Below are 14,982 nucleotides of genomic sequence, written 5' to 3' on the forward strand. Positions count from 1 at the left end.
TTAGGCTGCAGTTAATTTCTTATGTAGATAGCTTCCGAGTTTACGTGCTCCAAAGTTAAAGATCAAGATAAAGATGAGGAGCACTGCTGCAGAACCCGCTGAAACCAGAGTTCCATCAGGAATAGTTCCTTCACTGTTAACTTTCCAGATATGGACAGCCAAGGTTTCTGCTTGACGGAAGATAGAGATTGGGCTAGTTACACTTAGGACATTCCAGTTAGACCAGTCAAGAGCTGGTGCAGATTGACCTGCTGTATAGATAAGGGCTGCAGCTTCACCAAAGATACGACCTGATGCAAGAACAATTCCAGTCACAATACCGGGAAGAGCTTCAGGAATAACCACATGAAGGACTGTTTCCCAACGAGAGAGTCCAAGGGCCAAACCAGCTTCACGTTGCGTATGGTGAACGTGTTTCAAACTGTCTTCAACGTTACGAGTCATCTGTGGAAGATTAAAGACTGTTAGAGCCAAGGCACCAGAAATAATGGAAAATCCATATTCAAACTGGACTACAAAGATGAGGTAACCAAAGAGTCCCACAACTACTGATGGTAGAGATGACAAGATTTCAATACAGGTACGAACAAAATTAGTAACACGACCTTTTTTGGCATATTCAGCTAAGTAAATTCCAGCTCCCATTGATAGAGGCACAGAGATTAATAAGGTAATCACTAAAAGGAAAAAGGAATTATAAAGCTGAATCCCAATACCCCCACCTGCTTGATAAGAGGATGATTTCCCTGTCAAGAATGACCAAGAAACATGTGGCAAGCCTCGAACCAAGATATAAAGAATCAAGGAAGCAAGAATGGTCACAATGATTCCTGCGATGGTGTAGAGGACAGCTGTAGCAAGTTTATCTAATTTCTTAGCGTGCATAGTTTTTCTTTCCTCTCTCTTTTGTAATCAATTTAATCACACTGTTAAAGGCCAAACTCATCAAAAGTAAGACTAAGGCCAGTGACCAAAGAACATTATTATCAACAGTTCCCATAACAGTATTTCCGATTCCCATCGTCAAAACGGATGTCAGAGTCGCGGCTGGTGTCGTCAATGAAGTTGGGATAACTGCTGAGTTACCGACAACCATTTGAATCGCAAGGGCCTCACCAAAGGCACGGGCCATCCCGAAAACTACTGCCGTAAAAATACCTGAACGGGCAGCCTTCAAGGTTACACGCCAGATGGTTTGCCAGCGAGTTGCACCCATAGCTAAACTGGCTTCACGATAATGACGAGGCACTGCACGTAGGCTATCTGTGGTCATAAAGGTAACAGTTGGCAAAATCATGACGAAAAGCACAAAAATCCCTGACAAGATTCCAAACCCTGTTCCACCAAAGACAGTACGAACAAATGGAACAACGACTTGCAAACCAATAAATCCGTAAACTACCGAAGGAATCCCTACGAGAAGTTCAATAGCTGGTTGCAAAATCTTGGCTCCTTTTGGTGATACTTCTGTCATAAAGACAGCTGCACCAATTGCAAATGGTGTTGCTATCAGAGCCGATAAGATGGTAACAATAAAGGAACCCAAAATCATCGGTAGGGCGCCGAATTGTTTCCCAGATGGATTCCAAGTCTGTCCAAATAGAAAATCAAAAATATTGACTCCATTGACAAAGAAGGTTGATAAACCTTTCTGAGCCACGAAAATCAAAATCATAGCAACGATGATGACAATCAACGAAAGACAGGCAAAGGTTAGCCCTTTTCCTAATTTCTCAAGACGAGAGTTCTTTGACGGAGAGAGCAATTTTTTAGATAATTCTTCTTGATTCATTATTGGCTCCCTTCTAGCGCTGTCACAGTACCTGTAGCATCTTTCTCAACCTTCATTTCCTTAACAGAGATATAGCCCATTCCTTTTACGATTCCATTCTGAGCTTCATCTGAAAGGACAAAGTTTAAGAATTCTGCAACTAATTCTTTTGGCTCACCAAGAGTATACATGTGTTCATAAGACCACAAAGGCCAATTGTTAGTTGTAACGTTTTCTGAGATTGGTTCATAACCATTGAGTTTGATTGTCCCAACTGAGTCATCGACATAGGCAAAGGCTAGGTAGGAAATGGCACCCGGTGTTTGAGAAACAATTGATTTAACCATTCCATTAGAATCTTGTTCCTGACTTTGAATCGCTGACTGACCATTCATAATTACACTGTCAAAGGTCGCACGAGAACCTGAACTAGCAGCCCGGTTGATGATTGAGATTGCTAAGTCCTTACCACCAACTTCTTTCCAGTTGGTAATTTCTCCTGTAAAGATTTGTCGAAGTTGTTCTGTTGTTAGGTTATCGACATCTACTTCTTTGTTGATGATAACAGCTATACCCGCAACAGCTACCTTGTGGTCAACTAAGGCTGTGGCATCGATACCATCTTTCTCCTCCGCAAATACATCAGAGTTCCCAACGTCTACTGCTCCTGACTGGACTTGAGACAAACCAGTACCAGAACCACCACCTTGAACGTTAACTGTTTTACCAATATTGGCAGATGCAAATTCATCTGCTGCAGCCTCTACTAAAGGTTGGAGGGCCGTTGATCCGACAGCAGTCATAGACTCCCCACGATCAATCCAACTTGCACACCCTGCTAGCGAACCAGCAAGTAAAAGAGTCGCAAGAGAGAGGGCGAGTTTTTTAAATTTTTTCACTATTTGTCTCCTTGAAAATAATGATGAATAGCTTGGATTTACGTCCTTCATTCCTAATATTCTCACGAAAATCCATACTTCCACTATAACATAGAATACTGATTTTGACTAGTTTTTCACCTGAAACCTCAATCCTTTAGGGAAGTAGTTCTTCAGAGTATTTCCAGTCACTTTTGCAAAACCAAGACCATTACCGCAAACCAAAACTTGGTACCAACCATTACTAAAATCTTGCTCTAATTGAACCGTTTCACCTGCTACGTATTTGACAAAGTCTTCTTGATGAATTTCAATCGTTTGCTTAACTTGACTCGATTTCAAAGCTAATCCAAGAGCAAAACTTGGCTCAAAGCGTTTTTTCTTAAAAGTCCCAAGATGAAGACCATTACGAGCTATCTTAAGTTTACCAATATCTGGTAGGACTTCTGGTAAGAGATAAAGTTGGTCCCCAAAAACTTGTAGGACTCCTAGTAGTTTTTCTTTTAAATGCTTCTTCTCAAAATCTTGCCACAAACTCAACTGTTCACGACTGAGATTCGCCTTAGAAGGCTTGAACTTCCCAGGCTTGTTTTGTCCCTTAAACTGAAGATGGGCAACAAACTGACCTTCTCCCTTAAAATGATGTGGGTACATCCGAGCTGTTTCAGGCAAATCAATTCCTGGCATCATTCCATTGATGTGTTCGATTGGAATCAATTCAAAATCATAGCTATCTAGAAGCCAGTGAATGATTTCCTCATTTTCTTCTGGAGCCCAAGTACAAGTAGAGTAGACAAGTCGACCACCTTCAGCCAACATGGTAACAGCATCTTCTAAAATCTCACGTTGTAGTCTAGCGCATTGACTAGGATAATCCTCACTCCAATAGTCCATGGCATCTGGCTGTTTACGAAACGTTCCTTCACCCGAGCAAGGAGCATCTAAAACGATCAGGTCAAAATAGCCTTTAAAAACCGTTGCCAAGCGTTCAGCAGATTCATTAGTCACAACGACATTGGTCGCACCAAAGCGTTCCATATTTTCAACCAAGACTTTGGCTCGTTTGTTTGAAATTTCGTTAGAAACTAAAATCCCCTCACCAGCAAGATAAGCTGCCAGCTGGGTTGATTTCCCACCAGGTGCTGCTGCTAAGTCCAATACCTTCATACCTGGTCTAGGCTGAGCTACTTGTGCAACCATTTGTGCAGCTGGTTCTTGAGAATAAACCAAGCCCGTTACATGTTCTGGTGATTTCCCAGAAACCTTACCATAATAGCCCCAAGGTGTATTTGGAATAGCATCCGAAAAAGAAAGTTGGCTTTCTTTTAGGGGATTGATACGAAAAGCAGAAACAGCCTCATCATCAAAAGAGGCAAGAAAAGCTCTTGCCTCGTCTCCCAAGATTCTTTCGTATTTTTTTACAAATCCTTCTGGAAATTGCATGTACCTTTATTTCCTTTCATAGATATAGGATTGAATCTCATCTATCATCTCGACTGGCACCATCATAACAGCTTGACGTGTTTTAAAATCGACTTTATCACCAGCAATTGTAAGAACCTTATAACCCAAACTTTCACCTAAAATACTTGCAGCTGCATAATCCCAAGGTTGTAAATAAGTGATATATGTTAAAAGTTGACCGGAAAGAACCTTGGCAAAACTAATAGCGGCACTGCCATAAACTCGTGTACCAAGGGCAGCATTTCCCAAATCAGCTAAGCCCCATTCATTAGTCTCTAACATTCTAGCATTACCAGCCACCAAAAATTCTCTCAATGGTTTCTTTATAAATATTGGTAAACGTTCGTCATTACGACAAGGCGGGAAGTCTCCTCCACCATGGTAGCAATCACCTTTCATGACATCATAGATAATACCAAACTTACCAACACCTTCCTCAAAATAGGCCAGCATAACAGCAAAGTCTTCACCTTGTGCCACGAAGTTGTTGGTTCCATCAATAGGATCAATAATCCATACCGAACCTTGTCCTACTGCTGCACGCATGCAGCCTTCTTCTGCACAAAATAAATCATCTGGATAGCGAGAACGGATTTTTTTAATAAGTAAGTCTTGAACTTCTTTATCTAACTTAGTTACCAAATCTGTAGGGGAAGACTTTCTCTCAACATGGAGATCTTCTTTCATATGCCGGAGAATGTATTCCCCAGCTTCCCTGACAATTTCTTTGGCAAATGTAAATTTATTTTCCAAGTGAAATCTTCCCTTCTCCTTTTTCTTTGGCCAACTGGACTGCACGGTAGAAAGAGTATCCACTAACTGATTCAAACTCACGTCCCAAACGTTTTTCTTCGCTCTTGCTAGGCACAACTGACTTGAATACCTTGTAGGAATCTAATAGTTTCTTAGCATCTACCTGTGTTTCATAGGCAGCTTCAACATCATTAAAAAAAGAAAGCACTGAAGCAAGTTCTTCAGTGCTCCACGACAAATCTAGTGGGTAACTATACTGTTTATTCATCTAATTAATACCAGCTCTTAATGTAGCTTCTTTCAATTCTTGCTTACGATAACTACGAGGAAGAAATGCACGAATCTCATCTTCATTAAAGCCAATCTGCATACGTTTATCATCAATGATGATTGGACGACGCAAAAGACTAGGATATTGCTCAATTAAATTAAGCAACTCTGTCACCGAGATACTTTCCACATCGATATTTAACTTTTGGAAAATTTTTGAACGAGTTGAAATGATGTCATCGGTACCGTTTTCGGTCAAGGAAAGAATGTGTTGTAGTTCTTTTCTTGATAAAGGACTGGTCATAATATTGTGCTCTTGGAAAGGCACTTTATGATTATCAAGCCAGGCCTTTGCCTTACGACATGATGTACAACTCGGTGATAAAAATAGTGTAATCATGCTATTCTCTTCTTTGCATACTTTTCTTACTCCATTATACAAAAAAATAAAGCGCTTGACTAGTTATTTCCGTAAAAAAACCTACTTTTTAAAGAAAAATAGGTTTTTCCTACAATTTTTTAAAACAATTTTATGCATTTATTCTTTTTTCGGTAATTTTTTCCAACTTAGTAGATACATGAAACCAAAAAGCAGTTCATACAAGCAGAAAAATAGGAGAAAGGCATGCAAGAAAAAATTCTCTGGTAGGATGAGAATGACTGGATCTTTAGCGGGATCAAAAAGCCAGGTATCATCACCTACAAATAGAATCTGATGAAACAAGGTAAAGAATTGTTCAAACCCAATGAAGACGCCAACTAAACCAAGAAGCAAAGGTAAAGACAGCATAATCAAGAGACCTCTACGATATAGAGACAGAAAACCTTTCTGAATGACTTGCTTCCAAAAAAGGTAGAAAATTGGTAGAGTTACGATTGCTACTCCTTGCGCTAGGTGAAAGAGCCCCTTTACAACCACAAAGTGGTGAATTCCAGAGGCAGACGAAGGAAAATCTGGCATTGCTAATACTTGACTCAATGGATTGGTCAAATAATCCATCAAAACATTAAAGTTATGTTGGATGGTCTGAGGTTGGACATGAACACGACTTGTCAGATTTAACCAAGAAATCTCCAGAGGGTAAATCAACCAAGACAGATATATGGTCAATAAAATAGCAAGCGAGAGGAGAAATAGAAGATTTCCTATAAAAGTAAATTTAGTTTTCATCGAAATTCCACTCCGCTAGACTTGAGAGGACATGGGTTGGGGCGATTGGTAAATCCGCTACTTCTTCAGGTTTTGTAAATCCTGTCGTCACCAAAAGACTTGGAATACCATTATCAATACCAGCTCGAATATCAGTAAGATAATTATCCCCCACCATGACAATTTCTTGGCGTTCAAATCCTAGATGTTCAACAGCCTTATCCATAATAATCGCATTTGGTTTTCCAATATAAACTGGTTTTACGCGAGTTGCTGCTTCAAGAAGAGTAATCAGAGAACCAGCACCAGGTAAAAGTCCACGTTCTGTTGGAATATTTAAATCTGGGTTGGTGCCGATAAAATGAGCACCTTTATGGATAGCTAGGGTTGCAGTAGCAAATTTTTCATAATCAACTTGCCAGTCCAAACCTACAACCACATAGGCTGGATTTTCTTTATCTTCAACATAACCAGCTGCTCGAATAGCTTCCTTGAGCCCTGCTTCTCCAATCACATAAACGGTCTTTTCAAGCCCCAGGTCATTCATGTAATCAATTGTCGCTAAGGTTGCAGTATAGATTGTCGATACAGGCGTATCAATATTAAACTGATTTGCCAACATCTCTTGGACACTTTCAGGTGTACGAGTAGTGTTGTTTGTTACAAAAAGATAGGGAATCTCTCTCTTTTGTAACTCGTGAACAAATGCTTCACCAGCTGGGATCCTATCTTTTCCTTTATAAATTGTACCGTCTAAATCAATTAAATAGCCTTTATAAGTCATATATTACTTTCTAATCTGTGTTAATTTCTTGCCAAATTATCTTTGCCTGAGCATTGATATCGCCATCACTTGTAACTTGGTGATTGCTCTCAAATCCATTTAATTCATAGCTAGAAGTAATCATTCCACCTGGTCGAACTTCCTTGACATATTTGAGGTTGATTTTTTTAGGAATATGATTGGTTAGGAAATCTGCTCCCATGACCTCAAAAATCCAGTCTAGGTATTTGCTATTATTGACGTGGCCATTCATATCCAAGTCGTAAAAACGAACATGATAGTCCTTGCTGATTGCATCTTCTAGCTCCTCGTATTTTGGCCCACGGATCAGTTTTTTAGAAAATTCAGATTGATAAGGAGCAACAATTTCTGATTCTACAGGGTGAACCTTTCGACTCTCACGATCCATGAGGACAAAGGTAACTACCATGTGGATGATTTCTTGACTAGTTTCATCGTAAATGGTAAATCGGCGATAGCAAAAAAGACGGTTATAAGTCAAGGCTTCTGTTTCGATTGTAATCTCCTCAGCAAAACGAGGCAAACGAACCACATCGATGTCATAGTCTGTGATGATCCAGACCAGATTGTACTGTTCTAAAACATCCTTGTCACTTACTCCCAGTTCAATTGATTGCATTCCTGATACCTGCAAAGATAACAAGATCACATCTGGTAGTTTGATATGACCATTCATGTCAGCCATATCGAAAGGAATTTTCATCTTCATTTGATAAGTTAAGCCCATAGTTCTACTCCAATATAAATCTTTCTGCTACTGTATCTCCTAAAAAGAGACCTCTCTTCGTCATTCTCACTCGGTCACCGTCAACCTGCATAAGCCCCTGTTGAACCAAATCTCTGACAATTTCTCCGTAAAGTCCATCGAAAGACCGCTCAAATTTTTCTTCAAATCGTGTCATGGAAACACCAGACTTCTTACGAAGGCCAAGAAACATCTCTTCTTCCATCTGTTCCCTTTGACTCAGATGTTCTTCATGGATGCGAGCATTTCCCTCTTCTACTGCCTTCAAATAATGGCGTATTGGACCATGATTCTTATAGCGAACACTATTGACATAACCTGAAGCACCAGCACCGATACCATAATACTCAGCATTATCCCAATACATGAGGTTATGACGACTTTCAAAACCAGGTTTTGAAAAATTTGAAATCTCGTAATGCTCAAAACCAGCACGCTCTAATGCAGCAATGATATATTCGAACATTTCAGCTTCTACTTCTTCTTTAGGAAGTGGTAACTTTCCACGCCGCATGCGATTCATAAAGACCGTATGATTTTCCAAAATCAAACTATAGAGACTCATATGGGGAATGTCCAAAGCGATGGCCTTGGCAACATTATCCTTGACCTGTTCCATGGTTTGACCAGGAAGAGCGTAAATCAAGTCAATGGAAATATTATCAAATCCTGCTAACTTGAGACGGTCTATATTTTCATAGATATCTTTTTCCAAATGGCTTCGACCAATTTTTTTCAGCATTTTGTCATCAAAGGTCTGCACACCTAGTGAAACACGATTGACAGCTGAATTCTTTAAGACTGCAATCTTGTCCTCATCCAAATCACCAGGATTTGCCTCTATGGTTAACTCTTCTAAAACAGAAAAATCCAGATTCCTAGTCAAACCATCTAACAAAACTTCCAATTGTGAAGCAGACAAGGCTGTTGGTGTCCCTCCTCCAATATAGAGAGTACGCAACTTTTGAATATCGTAAGAAGCAAACTCTTCTAAGAGATGCTCTAGATAGCTATCTACCGGTTGATTTTTAATAAAGACCTTTGAAAAGTCACAATAATAACAGATTTGTGTACAAAAAGGGATGTGCACATAAGCTGATGTTGGTTTCTTCTGCATAGTATTTATTATACCACAAAGACTTCCCTCAAGAAAAAAATCACCATTCCTGATTCTTTAGAAAATCAAGAATAGTGATTCTATTTTAGTCTTCTTCGATTTCGATAACGATTTCTTGACCGTCTTCTTGCTCTTCAACAACTACTTTTTCTTCCAATTGTTCCTTGAGATTGTTCAAGGTCTCTTTTGAAGTCTCAGTCGCTTGTTGAGCATGGTATTTTGCTTTATCTAGGACTGTATCAATCGTAATTTCCCCAGATTCAATTTGTTCCTTAGTTTTAAGAACAAATTCTTTGGTTTGATCTTTGACATCAGCCAGCTTTTCACAGACTTGTTCTTTTGCGTATTCTGGATCTTCTTTCAGATCTTCTAAAAAGTCTTGTGCTTGACTCGTAACGCGTTTCCCTTTTTCACTTGTTAAAAACAAGGCAACAGCCACACCTGAAAAAGTTCCTAAAAGAATTGATGATAATTTACCCATGACTTATCTCCTTTTTATTTTTTAAAAAATTTGCTTGCAAAACGAACAGCAGACAATCCTGCACTAGTCTTTAATGTTTTTGAACCAGCAGATGATGCTTTTTTACTCAACACACGAGCCTGCTCATTTAAATCAGAAACAGAAACAGAAAGATCTGCAACAGCTGTAAAGAGTGGATCAATGGTTGCAACTTTGACATTGATATCATCAGCAAGAACATTGACTTTGGCAAGAAGCTCGTTTGTGTGATGTAGAGTAACATTTACATCTGAAGTTAACGTTTTAACAGTATTTTCAGTTTCATCGATTACACGTCCAACTTTTTGAAGCGTAATAATCAAATAAACTATAAATACAATCAAGGCGATAGCCACAAGAATATAAGCAACTTCTAACATTTTAATTCTCCTCTTTTACATTATAAAATGGTGCTTTTTTCCGGTTTTGATACATAATAATATAAATTCCAAGACCAATTAAGAAGACAGATAACAACTGAGATACTCGAATTCCTAAGAACATGAGACTATCTGTGCGCATGCCTTCAATAATCATACGGCCAAATCCATACCAAATCAGATAAAAAGCTGTGATATGACCACGACGAATACCATTTAATCGGCGTCTAAAAATAACAATTAAAGCGAAACCAATAAGGTTCCAAATAGACTCGTACAGGAAGGTTGGTTGTCGATATGAGCCATCAATATACATCTGATTCTTAATGAAACCAGGCAAGTAGTCAAGACTCTCTACAACTGCTCCATAAGCTTCTTGGTTAAAGAAATTTCCCCAACGTCCAAGACTCTGGGCAATCAAGACACTTGGTGCTGCAATATCTAGGAAGTCCCAGGTATTAATCAGCTTGCGATCCGCAAAGATATATAGAACAATAGCACCTGTAATTAAACCACCATAAATAGCAAGACCACCATTCCATATAGCAAAGATTTCTCCAATATGTTGACTATAATAGTCAAACTTAAAGATGACATAGTAGAGTCTTGCACCAATAATGGACAGAGGAAAGGCTACTAGTATAAAGTCAATAATATCATCAGATAAAATTTTCTTTTTAGGTGCTTCTTTACTTGCTAGATATACTGCTAAGATAAGCCCAGAAACGATACAGAGTGCATACCATCTAATAGCTAACGGACCGATTTGAAAAGCAATTGGATCAATCATTTTTCACCTCATTCTTTTCAATTAATTTCGTCAATCTTTCTTCAAAGAGACGTGTCGCATCAAAGCCCATTTCCTTAGAACGATAGTTCATGGCAGCAGCTTCAATGACCACAGAAATATTACGTCCTGTTTTTACAGGAATTCGAATACGCGGAATGGAAACACCTGAAATTACCAACTCTTCAGCATTGTTCCCCAAGCGGTCAAAGACCTTATTTGTATCGTAATTTTCTAGATAGACAGCTAACTGGACCTGTGAAGAATCCTTAACAGCACTAGCTCCATAAAGACTCATGACATCAATGATCCCAACTCCACGAATTTCTAACAAATGTTTCAAAATTTCAGCAGGTTCTCCCCAAAGTGTCATCTCGTCCTTAGAATAGATATCTACACGATCATCTGCAACTAGACGATGTCCACGTTTTACAAGCTCAAGACCAGTCTCACTCTTACCAATACCGCTATCACCTTGAATGAGAACACCCATACCATAGATATCCATTAGAACACCATGCACGCTTGCACGTTCAGCTAAGCGAGAGTCAAGATAACTAGACAATTCGCCTGAAAGACGACTTGTAGCTGTACGACTTGTTAAAATTGCAATTTTACATTCTCTAGCAGCCTTTAACATTTCTTCAGGAACAACTAGACCCCGTGCAACAATAACTGCTGGTGTTTCTGGCTGGAACATTTTTTTCAAAACAGTATAACGGTTGTGAGAAGACATGCTAATCAGGTAAGACCACTCCTTCATTCCTAACAGTTGAATCCGCTCTGGAGTGTAGTAATCAAAATAGCCTGTCATTTCAAGACCTGGTCGCGTTATATCTGCAGTATTAATTTCCTTTTCAAGTAATTCAGGCTCCCCATAGACAATGTCCAGTCTAAGCTTCTCAATTACTTCTTTTACTGAAACCGACATATATTCCTCCTTCAATTGAGTTCTCTTTACCATTATATCAAATTGTAGCTGGAAGTTAGTCTTTTTAACAGTGTTTATACTATTTATTTGAAAACAAGCTTTCGTAATATGAACGCTATACAAAAAAAGAATCAAGCTACATAATGTTGCTTGATTCTTTCTTAAAATGCATACCCACAGTATTTATTTTCTTAAGAAAATATTAAGAGGCTTTATCACCACTAGCAGGATTTGAGTTGTTTTCACTAGTTGTTGCAACTTCAGCTTTAGGTTCAACAGTTGTTGATTCCACAGTTGTTTCCTGTGTTGTCTGTTCTTGAGTTGTTTCCTCAACCGTTGTTGTTTCTGTTGTAGAAGTAGTAGTTGTTGTTGTTACACCATTAGGTAACCATCTACCTTCACCGTCAACTTTGTAACCATCAGGAGTTGTTCCATTGCGAAGCATTGCACCACTTGCTTTGAAGTAATACCATTCGCCTTTTTCTTGAATCCAACCTGTTTTCATTTCGCCAGCTTTGTTAAAGTAATAGTTCTCTCCAGAAACTTCATGAATTCCTGTAACCATTTTTCCAGTTTCATGGTCTAAGAAGAACCATTTGCCAGTGTACTTGAACCAACCAATCTCCATAGCACCAGAAGCTCTATAATAGTACCAATCTTTACCGTCATATACCCAACCAGTTTCCATAGCACCACTGCCATTGAAGCTATATTGAATACCGTCAATTTCTTGTCGTCCAGTAACCATAGCGCCGTCTTTATAACTCAAGTAGTACCACTTACCAACATCTTTAAGCCAGCCTTTTTTCATTTCGCCACTAGCTGCGTAATAGTACCATTTACCATCTGTTTGTTTCCAGCCAGTTTCCATAGCACCACTATCATTGAAGCTATATTTTCTTTAAAATTCAATTGAAATATATAATTATTTTTATATTTCAAATAAATTATTTTATAACTTCTAAAATTATTTTATAACTTCTAAAATTTTTTTCAATCTACGAATCAATTTAGACAGGTTTTATATAAGTTAAGTGAATGTACAAATTTAAGTAAATCATAAATAACCATAAATGCATGAATGATTGAACAGAATTCCCTGTTAAACACAATCATCATTTCAATGATTGAGACAAATCAACAGCAAATCGATCAACATCTATTCCCAAGTCCTTTCCTGATTTTTCTATGTGAATCCTTGGAAGTTCGCTTGTTAGTATTCTGTTTGCGTCAGCCATATCTTGTGGATAGGAATAGAACTGTTGCCCTTGTGGAAACTGATTTTGGACTTGCCATTTTTCAAAATCCTGCAGAAAAGTCTTATGAGACGGCATACTAACTTCTTCGAACATCAAATGATCAAAATATTTCACCAAGCGATAGAGACCATGAACTTCATCAGCAAAGCATTTATCTATCTTTTAAAAGGGATAACCTCGTTTCTGATAAGCTAGGCATAAGTTTTGTAAGTTTTGGCTTATCCCAGCTACGTCTTTTCTTGCCAAGTTTATAAAGTAACGAACAGAAAATTCTTCCATCCCTGTTCTTTTTTTCTTCTCTAAAAACTGTTGTGCCAGTATGATAGACTCTGATAATCTGTCTTCATCTTGATAATAAAGAGCGTATAAAAGATTAATGACATTTTGGGGATAATAGGTTCCTTTCAGTAAAGGCAAGTCTTTTGGTATATAAGATGAAATGACCGAAAAATCGTTACATGCAAAAGAGGTAAATAAACCTCTCAAAATACCATCCGTATAGATTGTTCCACTTGCAAGCAAACCACCTCTAATCAATTCATCTCTTCCTATTTGCCACAAAGCATTATTTAATTGTTTGTAATCTCCGTCTAAAAAAGCTATATAGTATGCAAAATACTTGATATCATCTATCAAAAAGCTGCTGTACAACTTTGTCCTTAAAACATCATCAGACAATACTTTTGAATCATTCAAATACTTTTGAAATATCCTCTGATTAGACGCTTCAAATTCCTGCCAGTTTATAGGAGCTGAATAATACCCCCAATCCTTAAAGCGTTTTTCGCGCATCTTTTGATATTCTTTTATATACTCTTTCATAAGTTCCTCATATCTCTACACAATGTGTAAAAAAAGACTAGACAAATCTAGCCTTTCACTTCAATTAGAATTTTTTACGTTTACGAGCTGCTTCTGATTTACGTTTACGTTTTACAGAAGGTTTTTCATAGAATTCACGTTTGCGTGTTTCTTGAAGAGTACCAACTTTAGTAACCGCACGTTTGAAACGACGAAGTGCATCGTCAAGAGATTCATTCTTACGTACTACTGTTTTAGACATTTTTTTCACTCCCTTCAAGTTCAAGATCTATTCTATTTCACATGGATAAGAGCTATTTGTCAAGACTAAAATGCTTTATTCCATGAATTTTCACTATTAATTTCAAACTTGCTTTTATCACTATTTTATAAAAAGTAATTTATTGGATAGGAGGATTAATAAACTCATTAAATTGAAAAGAGAGCCTTTCGGCTCTCTTTAAGATTGTGTAGATTTTCTAAAAATTATTATTTAGTAAATTTACGTTTCATAACAACAGTACCTGACAAGATTACCACACCAGCCAATACAAGTACTAGGCTTGTAGCCTCACCAGTAGATGGAAGACTTGATCCCTCTTCTGTTGTAGTTGTTGAACGAGAACCACTTGCATCTCCTCCTGGGTTACCTGGAGTTGTTGTAGGTCCTTCTGGAGTTGTTGTTGGGGCTTCAGTTGTTGTTGGGGCTTCAGTTGTTGTTGGAGCTTCTGTTGTTGTTGGAGCTTCAGTTGTTGTTGGAGCTTCTGTTGTTGTTGGAGCTTCTGTTGTTGTTGGAGCTTCAGTTGTTGTTGGAGCTTCAGTTGTTGTTGGAGCTTCTGTTGTTGTTGGAGCTTCAGTTGTTGTTGGAGCTTCAGTTGTTGTTGGAGCTTCAGTTGTTGTAGTGTAAGTGTTTGTGAACTTACGAACTTCATCAGCTTCTTTAACAGTCGCAACTAATTGACCTTCACCGTTATCTACAACTTTAACATGAACTGTATAGCTTTCTTTAGAGTATGTAACTCCTTCTGCTGTACCAGCTTTTTCTGTAATTGTATATTCGTGGTCTCCAGCTTCAGTGTATGAAAGTTTGAAGGCTACTTCGTTTGTTGCAACTTCAACACCCTCAACTTCTTTACCGTTTGATGATGTTGCAATGACGTTTCCGCCTTCGCTCAATTCAAACTCAAATTGTTCTTTAGCAAGTTCTTTACCAACTAATTCTTTAATTGCTTTGATAACAGCTTCTGTTGAAGCTGCTTTATAAGTGTTAGTGAAGACACGATCTGCTTCCGCATTTTCTACAGTCGCAACCAATTGACCTTGACCGTTATCTACTACAGTTACTTTAACTGTGTAAGATTCTGTTGAGTAT

Annotated in this window: 20 protein-coding genes; 1 reads left to right on the forward strand and 19 read right to left on the reverse strand. The window is 38.3% G+C overall.

Annotated elements, in window-relative coordinates; genetic code table 11:
• The 16 genes from pstA to NGI26_RS05430 form a co-directional block, all read right to left on the reverse strand.
• Complete coding sequence (pstA, locus tag NGI26_RS05355; protein WP_251937098.1) at positions 1 to 885, reverse strand: phosphate ABC transporter permease PstA; 885 nt, start codon at positions 883 to 885, stop codon at positions 1 to 3.
• Positions 875 to 1,792 carry a phosphate ABC transporter permease subunit PstC gene (pstC, locus tag NGI26_RS05360; protein ID WP_251937100.1) on the reverse strand — a complete coding sequence of 306 codons (918 nt, stop codon included), beginning with the start codon at positions 1,790 to 1,792 and terminating at the stop codon, positions 875 to 877. Before pstC ends, pstA begins: the two co-directional genes overlap by 11 nt.
• Positions 1,792 to 2,670, reverse strand: coding sequence for a phosphate ABC transporter substrate-binding protein PstS family protein (locus NGI26_RS05365; RefSeq protein WP_251937103.1), 879 nt, complete (start codon positions 2,668 to 2,670; stop codon positions 1,792 to 1,794). The genes pstC and NGI26_RS05365 overlap by 1 nt, the downstream gene beginning before the upstream one ends.
• Positions 2,671 to 2,778: 108 nt before the next feature.
• Positions 2,779 to 4,092 (reverse strand): RsmF rRNA methyltransferase first C-terminal domain-containing protein, encoded by a 1,314-nt coding sequence (locus NGI26_RS05370; RefSeq protein ID WP_251937105.1) that lies wholly within the window; start codon positions 4,090 to 4,092, stop codon positions 2,779 to 2,781.
• A 6-nt stretch (positions 4,093 to 4,098) separates the two neighbouring features.
• The gene (locus NGI26_RS05375; RefSeq protein WP_251937107.1) at positions 4,099 to 4,866 is read right to left on the reverse strand and encodes an inositol monophosphatase family protein; all 768 of its coding nucleotides are present in this window, start codon (positions 4,864 to 4,866) and stop codon (positions 4,099 to 4,101) included.
• Positions 4,856 to 5,134 (reverse strand): UPF0223 family protein, encoded by a 279-nt coding sequence (locus NGI26_RS05380; RefSeq protein WP_004252549.1) that lies wholly within the window; start codon positions 5,132 to 5,134, stop codon positions 4,856 to 4,858. Before NGI26_RS05380 ends, NGI26_RS05375 begins: the two co-directional genes overlap by 11 nt.
• Complete coding sequence (locus NGI26_RS05385; RefSeq protein WP_006148218.1) at positions 5,135 to 5,536, reverse strand: Spx/MgsR family RNA polymerase-binding regulatory protein; 402 nt, start codon at positions 5,534 to 5,536, stop codon at positions 5,135 to 5,137.
• A 138-nt stretch (positions 5,537 to 5,674) separates the two neighbouring features.
• On the reverse strand, positions 5,675 to 6,307 hold the full coding sequence (locus NGI26_RS05390; RefSeq protein WP_251937123.1) for a TIGR01906 family membrane protein: 633 nt from the start codon (positions 6,305 to 6,307) through the stop codon (positions 5,675 to 5,677).
• Entirely contained in the window at positions 6,297 to 7,070 is a 774-nt protein-coding gene (locus tag NGI26_RS05395; protein ID WP_251937126.1) for a TIGR01457 family HAD-type hydrolase, read from the reverse strand. Before NGI26_RS05395 ends, NGI26_RS05390 begins: the two co-directional genes overlap by 11 nt.
• A 10-nt stretch (positions 7,071 to 7,080) precedes the next feature.
• On the reverse strand, positions 7,081 to 7,818 hold the full coding sequence (locus NGI26_RS05400; RefSeq protein ID WP_251937129.1) for an acyl-[acyl-carrier-protein] thioesterase: 738 nt from the start codon (positions 7,816 to 7,818) through the stop codon (positions 7,081 to 7,083).
• A 4-nt stretch (positions 7,819 to 7,822) separates the two neighbouring features.
• Complete coding sequence (hemW, locus tag NGI26_RS05405; protein ID WP_251937132.1) at positions 7,823 to 8,953, reverse strand: radical SAM family heme chaperone HemW; 1,131 nt, start codon at positions 8,951 to 8,953, stop codon at positions 7,823 to 7,825.
• 85 nt (positions 8,954 to 9,038) lie between these two features.
• Entirely contained in the window at positions 9,039 to 9,434 is a 396-nt protein-coding gene (locus tag NGI26_RS05410) for a YtxH domain-containing protein (RefSeq protein ID WP_251937134.1), read from the reverse strand.
• A gap of 14 nt (positions 9,435 to 9,448) precedes the next feature.
• Positions 9,449 to 9,832: a DUF948 domain-containing protein gene (locus NGI26_RS05415; protein ID WP_214262098.1), complete on the reverse strand. Its 384-nt coding sequence runs from the start codon at positions 9,830 to 9,832 to the stop codon at positions 9,449 to 9,451.
• 1 nt (position 9,833) lies between these two features.
• Positions 9,834 to 10,622 (reverse strand): prolipoprotein diacylglyceryl transferase, encoded by a 789-nt coding sequence (lgt, locus tag NGI26_RS05420; protein ID WP_251937145.1) that lies wholly within the window; start codon positions 10,620 to 10,622, stop codon positions 9,834 to 9,836.
• Positions 10,615 to 11,550 carry an HPr(Ser) kinase/phosphatase gene (gene hprK, locus NGI26_RS05425; protein ID WP_251937147.1) on the reverse strand — a complete coding sequence of 312 codons (936 nt, stop codon included), beginning with the start codon at positions 11,548 to 11,550 and terminating at the stop codon, positions 10,615 to 10,617. The genes lgt and hprK overlap by 8 nt, the downstream gene beginning before the upstream one ends.
• Before the next feature lie 202 nt (positions 11,551 to 11,752).
• Positions 11,753 to 12,421, reverse strand: a complete 669-nt coding sequence (locus NGI26_RS05430) for a PspC-like choline-binding domain-containing protein (protein WP_251937150.1) — start codon at positions 12,419 to 12,421, stop codon at positions 11,753 to 11,755.
• A 210-nt stretch (positions 12,422 to 12,631) separates the two neighbouring features.
• On the opposite strand from NGI26_RS05430, the gene NGI26_RS05435 reads away from it, so the two are divergent.
• Positions 12,632 to 12,889, forward strand: coding sequence for a hypothetical protein (locus NGI26_RS05435; protein ID WP_251937152.1), 258 nt, complete (start codon positions 12,632 to 12,634; stop codon positions 12,887 to 12,889).
• 82 nt (positions 12,890 to 12,971) lie between these two features.
• Here the strand turns inward: NGI26_RS05435 and NGI26_RS05440 are convergent, their stop codons facing one another.
• The 3 genes from NGI26_RS05440 to NGI26_RS05450 form a co-directional block, all read right to left on the reverse strand.
• Entirely contained in the window at positions 12,972 to 13,631 is a 660-nt protein-coding gene (locus NGI26_RS05440) for a hypothetical protein (RefSeq protein WP_251937155.1), read from the reverse strand.
• A gap of 64 nt (positions 13,632 to 13,695) precedes the next feature.
• Positions 13,696 to 13,872 carry a 30S ribosomal protein S21 gene (rpsU, locus tag NGI26_RS05445; protein ID WP_251937158.1) on the reverse strand — a complete coding sequence of 59 codons (177 nt, stop codon included), beginning with the start codon at positions 13,870 to 13,872 and terminating at the stop codon, positions 13,696 to 13,698.
• A gap of 227 nt (positions 13,873 to 14,099) precedes the next feature.
• Positions 14,100 to 14,982 (reverse strand): streptococcal pilin isopeptide linkage domain-containing protein (locus NGI26_RS05450; protein WP_251937160.1); only part of this gene is annotated, 883 nt, incomplete at its 5' end.

The organism is Streptococcus sp. Marseille-Q0941, assembly GCF_943736975.1.
GTDB lineage: Bacteria > Bacillota > Bacilli > Lactobacillales > Streptococcaceae > Streptococcus.

Coding starts and splice junctions, on each gene's coding strand:
- NGI26_RS05380 (WP_004252549.1), bottom strand. CDS start 5,134: ATGAATAAACAGTATAGTTACCCACTAGATTTGTCGTGGAGCACTGAA.
- rpsU (WP_251937158.1), bottom strand. CDS start 13,872: ATGTCTAAAACAGTAGTACGTAAGAATGAATCTCTTGACGATGCACTT.
- pstA (WP_251937098.1), bottom strand. CDS start 885: ATGCACGCTAAGAAATTAGATAAACTTGCTACAGCTGTCCTCTACACC.
- NGI26_RS05395 (WP_251937126.1), bottom strand. CDS start 7,070: ATGACTTATAAAGGCTATTTAATTGATTTAGACGGTACAATTTATAAA.
- NGI26_RS05410 (WP_251937134.1), bottom strand. CDS start 9,434: ATGGGTAAATTATCATCAATTCTTTTAGGAACTTTTTCAGGTGTGGCT.
- NGI26_RS05400 (WP_251937129.1), bottom strand. CDS start 7,818: ATGGGCTTAACTTATCAAATGAAGATGAAAATTCCTTTCGATATGGCT.
- pstC (WP_251937100.1), bottom strand. CDS start 1,792: ATGAATCAAGAAGAATTATCTAAAAAATTGCTCTCTCCGTCAAAGAAC.
- NGI26_RS05430 (WP_251937150.1), bottom strand. CDS start 12,421: ATGGAAACTGGCTGGAAACAAACAGATGGTAAATGGTACTATTACGCA.
- hemW (WP_251937132.1), bottom strand. CDS start 8,953: ATGCAGAAGAAACCAACATCAGCTTATGTGCACATCCCTTTTTGTACA.
- NGI26_RS05415 (WP_214262098.1), bottom strand. CDS start 9,832: ATGTTAGAAGTTGCTTATATTCTTGTGGCTATCGCCTTGATTGTATTT.
- NGI26_RS05370 (WP_251937105.1), bottom strand. CDS start 4,092: ATGCAATTTCCAGAAGGATTTGTAAAAAAATACGAAAGAATCTTGGGA.
- NGI26_RS05435 (WP_251937152.1), top strand. CDS start 12,632: ATGATTGAACAGAATTCCCTGTTAAACACAATCATCATTTCAATGATT.
- NGI26_RS05385 (WP_006148218.1), bottom strand. CDS start 5,536: ATGATTACACTATTTTTATCACCGAGTTGTACATCATGTCGTAAGGCA.
- NGI26_RS05440 (WP_251937155.1), bottom strand. CDS start 13,631: ATGAAAGAGTATATAAAAGAATATCAAAAGATGCGCGAAAAACGCTTT.
- lgt (WP_251937145.1), bottom strand. CDS start 10,622: ATGATTGATCCAATTGCTTTTCAAATCGGTCCGTTAGCTATTAGATGG.
- hprK (WP_251937147.1), bottom strand. CDS start 11,550: ATGTCGGTTTCAGTAAAAGAAGTAATTGAGAAGCTTAGACTGGACATT.
- NGI26_RS05390 (WP_251937123.1), bottom strand. CDS start 6,307: ATGAAAACTAAATTTACTTTTATAGGAAATCTTCTATTTCTCCTCTCG.